This window comes from Bradyrhizobium sp. 63_E2_N1_3 (assembly GCF_052076005.1).
Taxonomy (GTDB): Bacteria; Pseudomonadota; Alphaproteobacteria; order Rhizobiales; family Xanthobacteraceae; genus Bradyrhizobium; species Bradyrhizobium barranii.
Genome location: NZ_CP197235.1, coordinates 6715462 through 6731891, shown reverse-complemented (window position 1 = coordinate 6731891; position 16430 = coordinate 6715462). Strand labels below are relative to the sequence as shown.

The 16430-nt window shown below is 65.3% G+C and carries 12 protein-coding genes; 11 read left to right on the top strand and 1 reads right to left on the bottom strand.

Features of this window, described 5'->3' with window-relative positions:
- Nucleotides 1-10: 10 nt before the first annotated feature.
- Nucleotides 11-937, bottom strand: a complete 927-nt coding sequence (locus AB7531_RS32055; RefSeq protein WP_187387769.1) for a lipase family protein — start codon at nucleotides 935-937, stop codon at nucleotides 11-13.
- A 263-nt stretch (nucleotides 938-1200) separates the two neighbouring features.
- Here AB7531_RS32055 and AB7531_RS32050 point away from each other — a divergent pair, with 263 nt between their 5' ends.
- From AB7531_RS32050 to AB7531_RS32000, 11 genes are all read left to right on the top strand, one after another.
- Nucleotides 1201-4470, top strand: a complete 3270-nt coding sequence (locus AB7531_RS32050; protein ID WP_063984657.1) for a transglutaminase family protein — start codon at nucleotides 1201-1203, stop codon at nucleotides 4468-4470.
- 27 nt (nucleotides 4471-4497) lie between these two features.
- Entirely contained in the window at nucleotides 4498-7023 is a 2526-nt protein-coding gene (locus AB7531_RS32045; RefSeq protein ID WP_063984656.1) for a circularly permuted type 2 ATP-grasp protein, read from the top strand.
- The gene (locus AB7531_RS32040) at nucleotides 7020-7898 is read left to right on the top strand and encodes a transglutaminase family protein (RefSeq protein ID WP_063984655.1); all 879 of its coding nucleotides are present in this window, start codon (nucleotides 7020-7022) and stop codon (nucleotides 7896-7898) included. The genes AB7531_RS32045 and AB7531_RS32040 overlap by 4 nt, the downstream gene beginning before the upstream one ends.
- Nucleotides 7899-8103: 205 nt before the next feature.
- Nucleotides 8104-8931, top strand: coding sequence for an HD domain-containing protein (locus AB7531_RS32035; protein WP_063984654.1), 828 nt, complete (start codon nucleotides 8104-8106; stop codon nucleotides 8929-8931).
- Nucleotides 8932-9042: 111 nt separating this feature from the next.
- Nucleotides 9043-9933 carry an alpha/beta fold hydrolase gene (locus AB7531_RS32030; RefSeq protein WP_063984653.1) on the top strand — a complete coding sequence of 297 codons (891 nt, stop codon included), beginning with the start codon at nucleotides 9043-9045 and terminating at the stop codon, nucleotides 9931-9933.
- Between the two features lie 126 nt (nucleotides 9934-10059).
- Nucleotides 10060-10686 (top strand): GTP cyclohydrolase I FolE, encoded by a 627-nt coding sequence (gene folE, locus AB7531_RS32025; RefSeq protein ID WP_063984652.1) that lies wholly within the window; start codon nucleotides 10060-10062, stop codon nucleotides 10684-10686.
- Nucleotides 10687-10718: 32 nt separating this feature from the next.
- Nucleotides 10719-12242 (top strand): FAD-dependent oxidoreductase, encoded by a 1524-nt coding sequence (locus AB7531_RS32020; RefSeq protein ID WP_063984651.1) that lies wholly within the window; start codon nucleotides 10719-10721, stop codon nucleotides 12240-12242.
- Nucleotides 12243-12371: 129 nt separating this feature from the next.
- The gene (locus AB7531_RS32015; protein ID WP_014496836.1) at nucleotides 12372-12947 is read left to right on the top strand and encodes an HdeD family acid-resistance protein; all 576 of its coding nucleotides are present in this window, start codon (nucleotides 12372-12374) and stop codon (nucleotides 12945-12947) included.
- Nucleotides 12948-13039: 92 nt separating this feature from the next.
- Entirely contained in the window at nucleotides 13040-13264 is a 225-nt protein-coding gene (locus tag AB7531_RS32010) for a hypothetical protein (protein ID WP_014496835.1), read from the top strand.
- 113 nt (nucleotides 13265-13377) lie between these two features.
- On the top strand, nucleotides 13378-14589 hold the full coding sequence (locus tag AB7531_RS32005; protein ID WP_063984649.1) for an ABC transporter substrate-binding protein: 1212 nt from the start codon (nucleotides 13378-13380) through the stop codon (nucleotides 14587-14589).
- Nucleotides 14590-14742: 153 nt separating this feature from the next.
- On the top strand, nucleotides 14743-15957 hold the full coding sequence (locus AB7531_RS32000; protein ID WP_063984648.1) for an acyl-CoA dehydrogenase family protein: 1215 nt from the start codon (nucleotides 14743-14745) through the stop codon (nucleotides 15955-15957).
- Nucleotides 15958-16430: the final 473 nt, after the last annotated feature.

The window sequence follows — 16430 nt, the reverse complement described above, 5'->3', positions numbered from 1 at the left end:
TACGCGGCAGTTACGGAATGGTGACCGACAACGCCCGGAAGTAGCTTGCCGGAACATGGTCGCGCACGAAGCCGGGCAGTACGTCGGATTGGTCGAGCGTCCGCGGGTCGATGTTGCGGAGTTCCTCGATGCTTGGGATCTTCAGGTGGAAATTGCCTCCGGTAAGAAGGGTACCAAGCCCGACTAGGTTGAAGCTGGGGTCGTTTCCCTCTTTCGACGCCGGCACCTGACCTGCGAAGGTCGAGCCAGACGCGCAACGCAGCATTCGGCCGACGTGGCGGAAGTTGCCTCGCAGGCTGGGTGGAACGGCCGGGACGATGTCGTTACCGTTGACGAGCCGGAACGTGCTTTCGCTGAGAGGCTCGTAGGCTTCAAAGAAATCCTGACCGCCGGTTCGCGGCCCGCCAAACGTGTAAATGGCGGTTGCCCGCAGGCCATGATCCAACGCCCGCAGTGCTGAGATATTTGCCAAGGCGCCGCCCATGCTGTGTCCAGTAAAGAAGAGCGGCTGTCCGGCGCCGCCACTCCTGATCGCGACTTCGATGTCTGATCGGACTGCATCGACGGCTTCGGCAAATCCTTTGTGAAGAACATTTTGACTTGGTGCGAGGGTGAAGTCGGTGATCCAATCCTTGATACTGAGCGGATCGGTGCCGGAGAGTGTGACGAAAGTCGCGCCGCGTCCGACGGCGACAATGAAGCGGGCTTTTGGCGGTACCAAACCTGTAGCGGGAGTGTCGGCACCGAAGCCGCGCATCTCTAGCCCCAGTGCCGTCAGGATATTGTCTACCTTGTCGCGGTCGTCGGTCTCGTAGGCGAGCTGCGACAACCACATCATGGCTTGCGCGTTTTCCGGTGTGAAACCTGGAGTGACCGTGAAACCATCGAGCGCGTCGGCGCGATAGGAAGCCCGTGGGAATCTGACCAGAAAGCTCATCGGAAACATCTCCTCTTTCGGGCCGCGCCACGCGTCGAGACGTTGCGCGGCAACCATTACGAACGGGAGAGTCCATCATGCGCAAAGCGGCGCGTCGGGCGCGGCTTGTGCAGGCAATGGTTCATTCGATCATAGGTAGATCACTTCGGCAAGTGTAACTCGCAATTCAGCCCGCGGCGTAGGCAACCCGTGCCCGTTGTTAGTGCTTGATCCCACCCGGAACCGGTGTTCTGCTCAAAAAAGCTGCTGGAGCACCGCACCCCGTGTCGATCTACGTCGCATTACACCACGTCACGCACTACAAATACGACCGCCCGATCGATCTTGGCCCGCAGACCATCCGGCTGCGGCCGGCGCCGCATACGCGCACGCCGGTTCTGAGCTATTCGCTCAAGGTCACTCCGGCCAATCATTTCGTGAACTGGCAGCAGGACCCGCAAGGCAATTGGCTGGCGCGCTACGTCTTTCCGGAGAAGACGACCGAGCTGAAATTCGAGGTCGACTTCACGGCGCAGATGACCGTGGTCAACCCGTTCGACTTTTTCGTCGAGCCTTATGCCGACAGCTTTCCGTTCGAGTATTCGAAGGATCTGAAGACCGAGCTCGCGCCGTATCTCGAGACCATCAAGCCCGATCGCCTGTTCGCAAAATTTCTCGACGCGATCCCGCCTGAAGCCCCGAACACCGTCAACTTCCTGGTCGATCTCAATCGCGAGCTTCAGAAGCACGTCCGTTACATCATCCGCATGGAGCCCGGCGTGCAGACTCCGGAGGAGACGCTCTCCTCCGGTGCCGGATCGTGCCGCGACTCCGCCTGGCTCCTGATCCAGACCTTCCGTCATCTCGGTCTCGCGGCCCGTTTCGTCTCCGGTTATCTCATTCAGATACGCCCCGACATCGATCCGATCGAGGGACCGCCAGAGGTCGAGAACGATTTTACCGACCTGCATGCCTGGGCCGAAGTCTATTTGCCCGGCGCGGGCTGGATCGGCTTCGACGCGACCTCGGGTATGCTCGCGGGCGAGGGGCACATCCCGGTTGCGGCCACGCCGCATTATCGTTCGGCGGCGCCGATCTCCGGCGGCGCCGGCTTTGCCGAGGTCGAGTTCGAGTTCGACATGAGCGTGAAGCGCATCCGCGAGGCGCCGCGCATTACAAAGCCGTTCTCCGACGAATCCTGGACGCGGCTCAATGACCTCGGCGAGCAGGTCGACGGCGATCTCGCCGCGCAGGATGTCCGGCTGACCATGGGCGGCGAGCCGACCTTCGTCTCCGTCGATGATCTCGAAGCGGCGGAATGGAACACCGAGGCCGTCGGCCCGACCAAGCGCGCGCTCGCCGACGATCTGATCCGCCGCTTGCACACGCGCTTCGGGCCGGGTGGCCTGCTGCACTTCGGCGAGGGCAAATGGTATCCCGGTGAAAGCCTGCCGCGCTGGGCCTTTGGCCTGTACTGGCGCAAGGACGGCGTACCGATCTGGAAGAATGCCGATCTGATCGCCAGGATCGAGAATCCGCGGCGCGCCGAGGTCAAGGACGCCCAGGAATTCGTGGAGGGCGCGGCGGCGCGGCTCGGACTTGATCCCGGCTACATCATCCCAGCCTATGAGGACACCGCGTACTGGCTCCAGAAGGAAGCCGAGCTTCCCCTCAACGTCGATCCGTCCGACTCCAAATTATCCGATCCCGAAGCCCGCGCGCGGATGGCGCGCGTGTTCGACGAGGGCCTCAACACGCCGCGTGGCTTCGTGCTGCCGGTGCAACGCTGGAACGCGCCGCCGCGCTGGCGCAGCGAGCGCTGGCAACTCCGGCGCAATCATCTGTTCCTGATGCCGGGCGATTCACCGCTGGGCTTGCGCCTGCCGATCGGCTCGCTCGGCTACATCCCGCCCAACCAATATCCTTACATCGTCGAGCAGGATCCGTTGGAGCCGCGGGGCAAGCTGCCGGTGTTCACCCTCGCCGCGCGCCCGGAATCGCCGCCGCAGATCGCGCCCGAGCATCTCAACACGTCCGTCCCCGTCCGCACCGCGATGTCGGTCGAAGTCCGCGACGGCGTGCTCTGCGCCTTCATGCCGCCGGTCGAGCGCATCGAGGATTATCTCGAACTGGTCGCGGCCCTCGAAGCCACCGCCGAGGAGATGCAGCTCCAGGTCCATGTCGAGGGCTATCCGCCGCCGTTCGATCCGCGCGTCGAGGTCATCAAGGTGACGCCCGACCCTGGTGTCATCGAGGTCAACATCCAGCCGGCAAAGAGCTGGCGCGAGGCGGTCGACATCACCGTCGGGCTCTATGAGGACGCCGGCAAGACACGCCTCGGCGCCAACCGCTTCCTGGTCGACGGCCGCCACACTGGCACCGGTGGCGGCAACCACGTCGTGGTCGGCGGCTCCAGCCCGCAGGACTCGCCGTTCCTGCGCCGGCCTGATCTCTTGAAGAGCCTCGTGCTGTACTGGCAGCGGCATCCGTCACTGTCCTATTTCTTCTCCGGCCTGTTCATCGGCCCGACCAGCCAGGCGCCGCGGATCGACGAAGCGCGCCACGACAGCATCTACGAGCTCGAGATCGCGCTCTCGCATGTGCCGCCGCCGGGCTACCAGACGCCGCTGTGGCTGGTGGACCGGCTGTTCCGCCATCTGCTCGTCGACATCACCGGCAACACCCATCGCGCCGAAATCTGCATCGACAAGCTCTATTCGCCGGATGGCTCCACAGGCCGGCTCGGCCTCGTCGAATTCCGCGCGCTCGAAATGCCGCCCGATCCGCGCATGTCGCTGGCGCAGCAGTTGCTGATCCGCGCGCTGATCGCAAAATTCTGGCGCGAGCCGCAACAAGGCAAGTTCGTGCGCTGGGGCACTGCGCTGCATGATCGCTTCATGCTGCCTCACTTCATCTGGCAGGATTTTCTTGACGTGCTTTCTGAGTTGAAGCAGTCCGGCTATCCCTTTGAGCCAGAATGGTATCTGGCCCAGCTCGAATTCCGTTTCCCCGCCTTCGGCCGCGTCCATCATGGCGGCGTGACGCTGGAATTGCGTCAGGCGCTGGAGCCCTGGCATGTGCTCGGCGAGGAGGGCTCGGCCGGCGGCACGGTGCGTTATGTCGACAGTTCGGTCGAACGGCTTCAAGTGAAAGCTGAGGGGTTTGTCGAGGGCCGCCACATCGTGACCTGCAACGGCCGCCGCCTGCCGATGACCTCGACCGGTCGCTCGGGCGAAGCCGTGGCCGGCGTCCGCTTCAAGGCCTGGCAGCCGGCCTCCGGCCTGCACCCGACCATCCCCGTTCACGCGCCCCTGACCTTCGACCTGATCGACACCTGGAACGGGCGCTCGCTGGGCGGCTGCGTCTATCACGTCGCCCATCCCGGCGGCCGCAGCTACGACACCAAGCCCGTCAACACCTACGAGGCCGAGGCGCGGCGGCTGGCGCGCTTCCAGGACCACGGCCATACGCCGGGTCCGATGCAGCCCCCGCCCGAGGAACGCACAAATGAGTTTCCGCTGACCCTCGACTTGCGGACCCCGCTCCTGCAATGAGAATGATGGTGGGGCAGGGAGAGGCGCATGGGCGAGGGCGCAGCCGAACAGGACGACAAGACGGGTAAGGCGCAAGGTCAGCGCGAAGGCCAGCGCCGCCTCGCGCAATGGGTCCGCGACTATAGCCGCCTGCCCGGCATCCCCGACGAGTTCCTGGGGCCCGGCGGCGCCCCCCGCGCGGTCTGGAGCCGCTTCTTCGACGCCTTCGGCGCGCTCGCGCCGGACGAGATCGAACGGCGGTTCGGCATGGCCGACCGCCATTTGCGCGAGGCCGGCGTCACCTACCGTGCGCCCGGCGACAGCGCCGACCGGCCGTGGTCGATTAGCCATCTGCCGCTGCTGATCGACGAGGCCGACTGGAAGCAGCTGTCCGCCGGCATCACCCAGCGCGCCGAACTGCTCGAGCTCGTGCTGCGCGACATCTATGGCGAGGGGCGGCTGGTCGCGGAAGGCGCGTTGCCGGCGGCCGCGATCGCCGGCAGCCCCGAATATCTCCGTCCCGTCTGCGGCGTGCCACCGCCGGGTGGGCGCTATCTCTCGCTCTATGCCGCCGATGTCGGCCGCGGGCCCGACGGGCGCTGGTGGGTGCTCGGCGACCGCACGCAGGCGCCCTCAGGCGCGGGCTATGCGCTGGAGAACCGCCTGGTGCTCTCGCGTGCCTTCTCCGACCTCTACAAGTCGATGAACGTGCCGCGCGTCGCGCCGTTCTTCGAGGCGTTTCGCGACAGCCTGCGCGCGCGCGCCGATCGCGACGAGCCGCGCATCGGCGTGCTCACGCCGGGCAGCTTCAGCGAGACCTATTTCGAGCACGCAACCCTGGCGCGCTATCTCGGCTTCCTGCTGGTCGAGGGCGACGATCTCGCCGTCAGCGACAACCGTATCCACATCCGCACCGTCGCCGGCCTGAAGCGGCTCGACGTGCTGCTGCGCCGGGTCGATTCCAACTCGCTCGATCCGCTCGAGCTCGATGCGTCCTCGCATCTCGGCGTGGCCGGCCTGATCGACGTGCTGCGCAAGGACGGCGTCGTCGTCGCCAACATGCCGGGCTCGGGCGTGCTGGAGGCGCGCGCGCTGCTCGGCTTCCTGCCGGCCCTGAGCCGCCGCCTGCTCGGGCAAGAGCTCAAGATGCCGCATATCGCGACCTGGTGGTGCGGCCAGCGCAACGCGCGCGACGAGGTGTTGTCACGGCTCGACGAGGTCGCGATCGAGGGCGCCTATCGCCGCGGCGTTCCCGGCTTCGACAGCAATGGCCCGGTGCTCGCGAGCGAGCTCGACGCCGCCGGGCGCCAGCGTCTCGTCGACGCCATCAGCGCGCGCGGCATGGACTATGTCGGCCAGGAGATGGTGCGGCTTTCGACCATGCCGGTGTGGGAGCAGGGCCAGCTCACGCCGCGTCCCTTCGTGCTGCGCGTGTTCGCGGCCGCGACGGCCGACGGCTGGGCCATCATGCCCGGCGGCTTCTGCCGGATCGCCGAGCAGGCGGACGCGCGCGCGGTGTCGATGGGCGACGGCGCGCGCGCCGCCGACGTCTGGGTGGTCTCGGACAAGAAGGTCTCGATCGCGACGCTGCTGCCCGCGACCGACAAGGTGCGGATCCGCCGCATCGCCGGTGTGCTGCCGAGCCGCGCCGCGGACAATCTGTTCTGGCTCGGCCGCTATCTCGAACGCGCCGAGGCAACGCTGCGGCTGGTGCGCGCGCTGGGCTCGCCGAGCGGGCCCAACAAGGGCACCGCGGCCTCGCTGCAATCGGCCGACCGCATCCAGCGCCTGCTGGTGGCGTGGGGCGCGATCTCGCAGGCCTCGCGCACTGCGCCGGGGCGCATCGTCGCCGAAGCGCTGCAGAGCCCGGAGCGGTTCGGCTCGGCGCTGTCGCTGGTGCGCGCGGCGCAGCGCACGGCGACATCCCTGCGCGAGCGGCTGTCGCCCGACGCCTGGCAGGTCATCACCGAGATGGCCGATCGGCTGGCCTACGAGGTCGAGGACGACGACGATGTGCTGAGCGCGGCCGAGCTGACCTTGCAGGAGCTTGCGAGCCTTGCGGGACTGGCGCAGGAGAACATGAACCGCGCCGCCGGCTGGCGCTTCCTCGATATCGGCCGCCGCACCGAGCGCGCCATCAACACCACGCGCTTCGCGCGCCAGTTCGCCTATGACGAGGCCTGCGACGAGGATCTCGATATCCTGCTGACGCTGGTGGATTCCCAGATCACCTACCGCTCGCGCTATCTGCTGGCGCCGATCCTGGCGCCGGTGCGCGATCTCGCGGTGCTCGACAGCTACAATCCGCGTTCGGTCGCGTTCCAGGTGACGACGCTGAACGAGCACATCGCTTCGCTCCCGAGCCTGAAGGAGCACGGCCTGATCGAGCAGCCGCAGCGGCTCGCGGTGGCGGCGCAGGCGATGCTGGCCACCGCGGAAGCCGAGAAGCTCGAGGTCAAGACCCTGTTCTCGCTGGAACAGGACCTGCTCAGCCTCGCCGAGGCGATCGGGCTGCACTACTTCCCGCACGGCCCCAATGCCAGCCGGCCGGAAAAGCTGACGGGGCTGGCGTGATCTACGACATCCGTCACGTCACGACTTACGAATACGAGAGTGCGGTCAGCTTCGCTCGCTGCACGCTGCGGCTGGAGCCGAAGAGCGGCGACGGTCAGGAGCTGATCTCGCACAGGGTCGAGATCCGGCCGCGCCCGTCCGAGCGCCACGTCCGCCGCGACTTCTTCGGCACGCTCACCGAGAGCGTCGTGATCGAAACCGCGCACCGAAACTTGCGCATCGACTCGCGCTCGCGCGTGTCCGTCTCGCGCAAATCGCCGGCGCGCGATGCCGTCAGCCCGCCTTGGGAGAGCATCCGCGACATCGCGTTTGAAGCAACGAGCCTCGGGCCGTCCTCGCCGGTCGGCTATGTCTTTGCGAGCCCGCTGGTGCCGGTGCTGCACCCCGTCAGCGCCTATGCGGCCACGAGCTTTGCGCCCGGCGCAGGGATCCTCGCCGGTGCGACCGATCTCATGCATCGCATCCGCACCGAATTCCGCTACGATCCGAAGGCCACGGTGATCTCGACGCCGCTTGGCGAGGTCTTCGACAAGCGCCACGGCGTTTGTCAGGACTTTGCCCATGTGATGATCGCAGGGCTGCGCGGGCTCGGCCTTCCGGCAGCCTATGTCAGCGGCTATCTCCGTACCATTCCGCCGCCGGGCCAGCCGCGCTTGCAGGGCGCCGATGCCACCCATGCCTGGGTGTCGCTGTGGTGCGGCGCGGAGCTTGGCTGGGTCGATTTCGATCCGACCAATGATTTGCTGGTCGCCAACGATCACATCGTGCTCGCGGTCGGGCGCGACTTTTCCGACGTCTCGCCGGTCGACGGCATCATTGTCGGCTCGCCGAAGCAGAAGCTCGGCGTCGCCGTGGACGTGCTGCTGGTGGAATAAAAGCGGTCTCGCCGGCTCGGCCAGGCTGTGTCGCGGCCCGACCGCAACCGTGATGTCGCAGGGCACAACAGCAACATATTTCCGTAAATTCGTCCCGGCGTTTGGTCACTTGGCCCAAGATGGGCTATGCTGGCCGTTGCGTTGAGGACACGAATGAGACGTCGGGAGCTGGCGTGGGACACCACCGACAAGCGGGGCTGCATCCATGATGACGTTACCGAGACTGGCGGCTGAATCCCTGGAGAAGTTGCTGGGCTCGTTCATGCGTCGCAGGTACGACGATTCCTATGCCAGGGTGGTGGAGGCCTCGACGCGCACTGCGATGGAATGCATCGGCAACAGCGATGCGCTCTATCACAATATCGAGCATACGATGCTGGTGACGCTGGCGGCCCAGGCGATCATGCTTGGCCGCAATCTGCACACGCACCTCGATGCCGAGGACTACATCCATATCCTGATCGCCTGCCTTGCGCACGACATCGGCTATGTTCGCGGGCTGTTTCCGGAGGACGACGAAGACGGTTTCGTGGTCGACGAGGCCGGCACCAAGGTGTCGCTGCCGCGCGGCGCGTCGGATGCCAGTCTGATGATGTATCACGTTGATCGTTCGATGCTTTTCGTGCGGCGGCGGCTGCCACCGATCCGCGGTATCGACAGTGAGCGCGTCGCCCGCGCCATCGAGGGCACCCGCTTCCCGGCCCGTGAAGGCCAGGAGTACGACGACGAGGCCTCGATCCTGCGCGCCGCGGACTTCATCGGTCAGCTCGGCGATCCCAACTATCTGCGCAAGGCCAACGCGCTCTACTACGAATTCGAAGAGGTCGGCATCAATCGCCAGCTCGGCTACGACTCGCCCGCCGACATCGTGAACCGCTATCCACAATTCTACTGGAACAGCGTCGCACCGCACATCCAGACCGAGATCAGCTACCTCAACAAGACCGAGATCGGCCGGCAGTGGATCGCCAATCTCTACAGCAATGTGTTCCGCGCCGAACGCGAGATCTCGCTGTCAGGCCCGCAGAAATAGCCCCCGTAGCCCGCATGGAGCGAAGCGGAATGCGGGGACGCCTGCATCCGCGAATCCTGGATTGCGCTGCGCTCCATCCAGGCTACGGCCTCTCAACTCCGTGAGCAAATCATGCAACAAAAAACCATCGCCACGGATATCCTCGACATCGCCTATCTCGAATACGGCGCACCGGATGGCTGGCCCTGCATCATGGGTCACGGCTTTCCCTATGATGTGAACGCCTATGCCGAGACCGCGCCGCTGATCGCGGAAGCCGGCGCGCGGGTGCTTGTGCCGTGGCTGCGCGGCTACGGGCCGACGCGGTTCCGGTCCGCCGCGACGCTGCGCTCCGGCGAGCAGGCGGCGCTCGGCGCCGATCTGCTGGCCTTCATGGATGCGCTTCGCATCGAACGCGCGGTCCTCGGCGGTTACGATTGGGGCGGGCGCGCGGCCTGCGTGGTCTCGGTGCTGCATCCCGAGCGCGTGATCGCCCTGGTCTCCGGCAATTCCTACAACATCCAGAACATCGCGCGTTCGATGGAGCCGGCTTCGCCACCGGAGGAAGCGGCGCTCTGGTATCAATATCTCTTCCACAACGAGCGCGGCCGGCGTGCGCTGGAGCGCAACCGGCGCGGTTTTGCGCGCCAGCTCTGGGCGATGTGGTCGCCGAAATGGAGCTTCGACGACGCGACGTTCGAAACGAGTGCGATGGCGTTCGACAATCCTGATTTCGTCGATGTCGTGATCCACTCCTACCGTCATCGCTATGGGCTGGTCGAAGGCGATCCCGCCTATGCCGCGATCGAGGCGAAGCTCGCCGCGCAGCCGCCGATCCGTGTCCCGACGATCGCGGTCGACGGCGACAGCGATGGCGTCAATCCCGGCACCGCCCATCATGCGCCCAAATTCGAAGGCGTGTTCGAACGGCGTGTCTTCGCTGGAGCCGGCCACAACCTGCCGCAGGAGCGGCCTGCGGAATGGGCGCGCGCCGTGCTCGACGTGCGGAAAGCAGCCTCGTAAAGCCCGGCTTTCCCGCCCTGCCGCCCGGTCGCCCGATTTTTCGCGACTTCGGGAACCTTTTCCGATTGCAGCCGTCCAAGCTGAGGGGCCGCCAGATGTGCGCGGCTCATTGCAGGGAGGCTATTGATGAATTCACATGCGCGCAGGTTGCAAGCCGTCGCGGTGGCGCAGCTGCCGGGCGAACGGCCTGGCAGGGCCGAGGTCGAGCAGGCGGTCCGGACCATGATCCGCTGGGCGGGCGACGATCCCGCGCGCGACGGTCTGCACGACACGCCGGACCGGGTTGCGCGCGCCTTCGCAGAGTATTTTTCCGGCTATGCGCAGGATCCGACCGAAATCCTGCAAAAGACCTTTGAGGAGATCGAAGGCTATGACGAGATGATCGTCCTGCGCGGCGTTCGCTTCGAAAGCCATTGCGAGCACCACATGGCGCCGATCGTCGGCCGCGCCTGGGTCGCCTATATCCCGCAGGGCCGCGTCGTCGGCATCAGCAAGCTCGCGCGTGTGGTGGACATCTACGCAAAACGCCTCCAGATCCAGGAGAAGATGACCGCGCAGATCGCCAATACGATCAACGATGTGTTGAAGCCGGAAGGCGTCGGCGTCATCATCAAGGCGACGCATCATTGCATGACCACGCGTGGCGCGCACAAACTTGGAACCGATCTCGTTACCAGCCGCATGCTGGGTGTGTTCCGTGACAACGCGCTGACGCGTCAGGAGCTGTTGGGGCTGGCCAATTCGGACGCGTGATCCGCGCGGGCCGAGCTGAAGGAGACGACACCATGACCGAGCACAAGACGCCGAGCGGGCCGGACCTCACCAAGGGCGTGTTGCTGACCGCGTTCGAGGACGGCAAGCTGCTCGGCCATGTCGGCGAGGAAGACGTCTTGCTGGTGCAAGCCGGCAGCGAGGTCTTCGCGATCGAGCCGTCCTGCAGCCACTACCACGGCCCGCTCGCCGAAGGGCTGGTCGTCGGCGACACGATCCGCTGCCCCTGGCATCACGCCTGCTTCTCCTTGCGCACCGGCGAGGCCACCCGCCCGCCCGCGCTGAACGCGCTGGCGGTCTGGGAGGTCACGCGCGACCAGGACGGGATCTCGGTTCAGCGCAAGCGCGAGATGCCGCAGCCTGCAGCGTCACATCGCAGCGCGCCGACGGCGGAAAAATTCGTCATCGTCGGCGGCGGTGCGGCCGGCTTTGCGGCCGCCGAGACGCTTCGGCGCGAGGGCTTTGCCGGCGCCATCACCATGCTGAGCGATGACGGCGCGATGCCGGTCGACCGGCCGAACCTCTCCAAGGATTACCTCGCCGGCAGTGCACCCGAGGATTGGCTGCCGCTGCGGGGCGAGGACTATTATCAGGACGCGGGCATCGATCTCAGGCTCAACACCAATGTTGCAGCGATCGATCCGAAGGCGCGCACCATCACGCTCGGCAATGGCGACAAGCTGCCGTTCGACCGGCTGCTGCTCGCGACCGGCGCCGAGCCGGTCAAATTGCAGATTCCGGGCGCGGACCAGCCACACGTGCACACCTTGCGGACCGTTGCCGACAGCCGTGCCATCATCAAGGCGGCGGGCAGCGCGAAGCGCGCGCTGGTGATCGGCGCCAGCTTCATTGGCCTCGAAGTCGCGGCCTCCTTGCGGGCGCGCAAGCTGGAGGTGCATGTGGTTGCGCCCGAGGAGCGGCCGATGCAGCGTGTTCTCGGCCCCGAGATGGGCGATTTCGTCCGCGCGCTGCATGAAGAGAGCGGCGTCCACTTTCACCTCGAGGACACCGTGGAAAAGCTCGACGGCAAACGCGCCACACTGAAGAGCGGCAGCGTGATCGAGGCCGATCTGGTCGTGGTCGGGATCGGCGTCAGGCCGCGCCTTGTGCTCGCGGAGCAGGCGGGGCTCGCCATCGATCGCGGCGTCAGCGTGAACGAGTATCTCGAGACCAGCGCATCAGGTATCTTCGCGGCCGGCGATATCGCGCGCTGGCCCGATCCGCATTCGGGCCAGAACATCCGCGTCGAGCACTGGGTGGTGGCGGAGCGGCAGGGCCAGGCCGCGGCGCGCAACATGCTCGGCAGGCGCGAACGTTTCGACGCCGTGCCGTTCTTCTGGTCGCAGCACTACGACGTTCCGATCAACTATGTCGGCCATGCCGAGAGCTTCGACGACATCGCCATCGACGGCAGCATCGACGGCAGGGATTGCCTGCTGAAGTACAGCAAGGACGGCCGCGTGCTCGCGGTTGCTTCGATCTATCGCGATCTCGATAGTCTCAAGGCCGAGCTCGACATGGAGCGCTCGCGCGCGTGAGGCGGCCCCGTCCGCTCTTGACTTAAGTCAATGGGGGCTCCCGGGGGGCTGCTCTACTGGCTGTTGTCCCGGCGCGGCTCGTGCTATCCTGAGATGTGCCTTGGGACTTCGCATGCAGGAGTAGCCGTCATGACAAGTGCTTCGGATACGTCTCCAAACTTGGGTCTTGGGTCCGGCATTGCTGCGCTGCACGCCAAGTGGGGCTGGATCGTCGCCCTCGGCGTCGTCTATCTCATCACCGGCTTCATCGCGCTCGGCAGCATGATGATGGCGACGGTGGCGAGCGTGCTCGTGGTTGGTGTGATGATGATCATCGCCGGGGTCACCGAGGTGATCGGCGCGTTCCAGATGAAGAGCTGGGGCAAGTTCCTGATCTGGGCCTTGCTCGGCGTGCTCTATATCGTCGCGGGCTTCCTGACCTTCGAGAACCCGTTGTTCGCCGCGGTGCTGCTCACCTTGTTCCTCGGCGCGTCGCTGCTGGCCTCGGGCGCCGTCAGGCTGTTTCTCGCCTTCAGCATGAAAAGGGAAAGCCCGTGGGTGTGGGTAGCGCTGTCTGCGGTCATCACCCTGCTGCTCGGGCTCTTGATCCTGGCGCGCTGGCCGGTCAACAGCGTCTATATCCTCGGCCTGTTCCTCGGCATCGACCTGATCATGGCCGGCGCCGGCTGGGTCAGTCTGGGCTTTAGCCTGCGGCGGCGCCATTAAGGCTTGATCCGGAGAAGGACCGTGGTCGTCCAAGAGCGCGATGACGGTTCATCCAGATTTCATCGCGCGTCGGGCGACGCTGAGGGATTGTCATGCGCTGGTTTCATCTCGCCGTGATCGTGTTTTTCGCCGCAGCGACCATCGTCTTCGCCGTGCAGAATCTCGACACGGTCACGATCTCCTTCTTCAAGATGAATCTCAGTCTGCCGCTCGCGCTCCAAACCCTCGTTGTCTATCTCGTTGGAGCCGCGACCGGCGGCAGCCTGTTCGCCCTGCTGCGGCGTTCATACGCAGGTTCGAAACGAGACGTCGAATGAACCAGCAACTCGACGCAAGACCGTGTTGCGGAACTCCGCTGATCTGACGTGCTGGCAAAAAGCAGCACGCCGCGCGGTCGCCTCGCGTGGACGATCATCACCGGGGAGAAACCATGAGAGCCGCTTTGGTCCTGGCCGCAGCGCTGGCTGCCGCCTGCCTGTCCACGCCCGTCTCCGCGCAAAAGTCCTACGGTCCCGGCGTCAGTGACACCGAGATCAAGATCGGCAACACCATGCCCTATAGCGGCCCCGCATCGCCGCTGGGCATCACCGGCAGGGTGATCTCCGCCTATTTCGATGAGGTCAACGAGAAGGGCGGCGTCAACGGCCGCAAGCTCAATCTGTTGTCGCTCGACGACGCCTTCTCGCCGCCGAAGACCATGGAAGCCGCGCGACGCTTGGTCGAGGGCGACGGCGTCGCCTTCATCTTCGCGACCATGGGCACGGCGCCGAACTCGGCGATCGCAAAATACCTCAACAGCAACAAGGTGCCGCAGCTGTTCCTGATCAGCTCGGCCTCGAAGTGGAACGATCCCGCCAACATGCCGTGGTCGATGGCGCTGCCCTGGGCGCCGAACTACACCAGCGAGGCCGCGATCGACGTCGCTTACGCCCGCGCCAAGAACCCGAACGCGCGCTTTGCGGTGCTCTATCAGAACGACGACGCCGGCAAGGAATATTTTCGCGGTGTCAAGGAAGCGCTTGGTGCCGACGCCGACAAGGCACTCGCGATGGCCTCGAGCTTCGAGGTCACCGATCCCACCGTCGATTCCCAGGTGTTGACGCTGGCCAACACCAAGGCCGATGTCTTCATGATCTATTCGGTGACGCCGCGCGCCTGCGCGCAGGCGATCCGCAAGGCGCACGAGGTCGGCTGGCAACCGACGCGCTTCCTCGCCTCCGGCTGCGCCAACAAGGCGACCGTCATGGTCCCTGCGGGCCTCGATGCCGGCAAGGGCGTGCTGTCGCTCGGCTCGCTCAAGCCGTTTGTCGAGCAGCCGAAGGACGACCCGTCGATGACGGCCTATATCGACTTCATGAAGAAGCGCCTGCCCAATGCCGACATCAACAACGTCGCCGGCCTCTACGGCTACACCGTCGCCGAGGCGCTGGTCGTCCTGCTCAAGCAGTGCAAGGACAATCTGACGCGCGAGAACATCATGGCGCAGGCGGCGAACCTCAAGAACGTGCCGCTGTCGCTTCTGTTGCCCGGCATCACGCTCAACACCACACCGCAGGATTTCCGCCCCATCAAGGACGGCTACATGCTCCAGTTCGACGGCAACGACTGGATCGTGGCGAGCGAGCTGCTGCGCGGGACGTGAGGGGACTGCGCGAGCGGCCGCAGAGACAGTGCACCCTCTCCCCTTGTGGGAGAGGGTGGATCGCCGCGAAGCGGCGAGCCGGGTGCAACAGAAGCGGTGGGCACGCTTCGCTTTGCCCACCCTACAATACTTTCTGCTTGTGGAGAGAACCCCATGGACTTTCAACACTCCGCCCGTTCGCTGGAACTCCAGGAGCGTGTCCGCCAGTTCATGCGGACGCATGTCGAGCCGGTCGAGGAGCTCTATTACGAGCAGGTGAAGCCGGAAGCCGCGCGTTACAAGACGCCGCAGGTGCTGCAGGACTTGAAGCGGTTGGCGCGCGAGCAGGGGCTTTGGAACCTGTTCCTCTCCGGCGAGCACGGTCCAGGCCTGACCAATCTCGAATACGCCCCCGTGAAAGAGATCATGGGCCGCATCCTCTGGGCGCCGGAGGTCTTCAACTGCTCCGCGCCCGATGTCGGCAACATGGAGGTGCTGGCCAATTACGGCACGCCGGCGCAGCAGGAGCGCTGGCTGAAGCCGCTGCTGGAGGGGCGCATCCGCTCCGGCTTCTCGATGACGGAGCCGCAGGTCGCCTCCAGCGATGCCACCAACATCCAGTGCGAGATCAAGCGCGACGGCGGCGACTACGTCGTCAACGGCCGCAAATGGTTCACGTCAGGCGCGATGAATGAGGATTGCGAGATCCTGATCGTGATGGGCAAGACCGCGCCCGATGATCCCGATCGCCATCGCCAGCAATCCATGATCCTGATGCCGAAGGCGACGCCCGGCGTGCGCATCGTCCGCGACATGCTGACCTACGGCTACGATGACGCGCCGGTCGGCCATCCCGAAATCGTCTACGAGAATGTCCGTGTGCCGGCCGAGAACATCCTGCTCGGCGAGGGCCGCGGCTTCGAGATCGCGCAAGGCCGGCTCGGCCCCGGCCGCATCCACCACTGCATGCGCCTGATCGGCTGCGCCCAGCGCGCGCTCGAATTGATGTGCCGGCGATCCGTGTCGCGCACAGCCTTCGGCAAGCCGCTCGCAGACCAGGGCTCGGTGCGCGAGGACATCGCCAACTCCTTCTGCGAGATCGCGCAGGCGCGGCTCCTCACCTTGCAAGCTACCGACAAGATGGACCGCGAAGGCAACAAGTCAGCGCGCGACCTGATCGCCGCCGCCAAGATCGTGGTGCCCAGCATGGCCGCCCGCGTCATCGACCGCGCCATCCAGATCCACGGCGCCGCCGGCGTCTCGCAGGACACCTTCCTCGCCCGCGCCTATGTCTATGCCCGCTTCATCCGCATCGGCGACGGCCCCGACCAGGTGCATCTCGCTGCCGTCGGCAAGGAGTTGATCAAGCGCGGCGGCGTGATGGGGTAGGGGCGCTGCTCTCGGCCTCTCGGGTGTGAATCTGCAGGCTTCTGATCAGCAGCCCAGTCGTCGATCTTGCCCAGCGCGGTTTGGGAGCGAGGTACTCGATATCATCCACGTCCCAGTATTCGACACAATGAGCTACACGGCACAGCGATCTCCGCCGTCCTTTAGCGCGACCACTAGTTCCGCGTCCGGAAAATCAGCGACAGTACAGAGCAACGGATTCCGCGCAGTTCCTCCCGCCGCAATACCTTTTGCTTGCAGGGCCTCTAACGCAAATGGCGAGATGGGACCGACGTCTTCAGGCGAAAGTTTCTCGGCCGCGGCTCGCGAGAAGGAGAGCCAATCCAGACCTTCGAGCTTGGCTCGGTGGTGGAAAACCTCCTCGGCATAGCGGCTTCGGTAGCAATGGCCTGCGCAGAGATTTGGCGCCATTATGATTCTATCAAGACTCCACAACCTAAAGGAGTCAGTTAGAG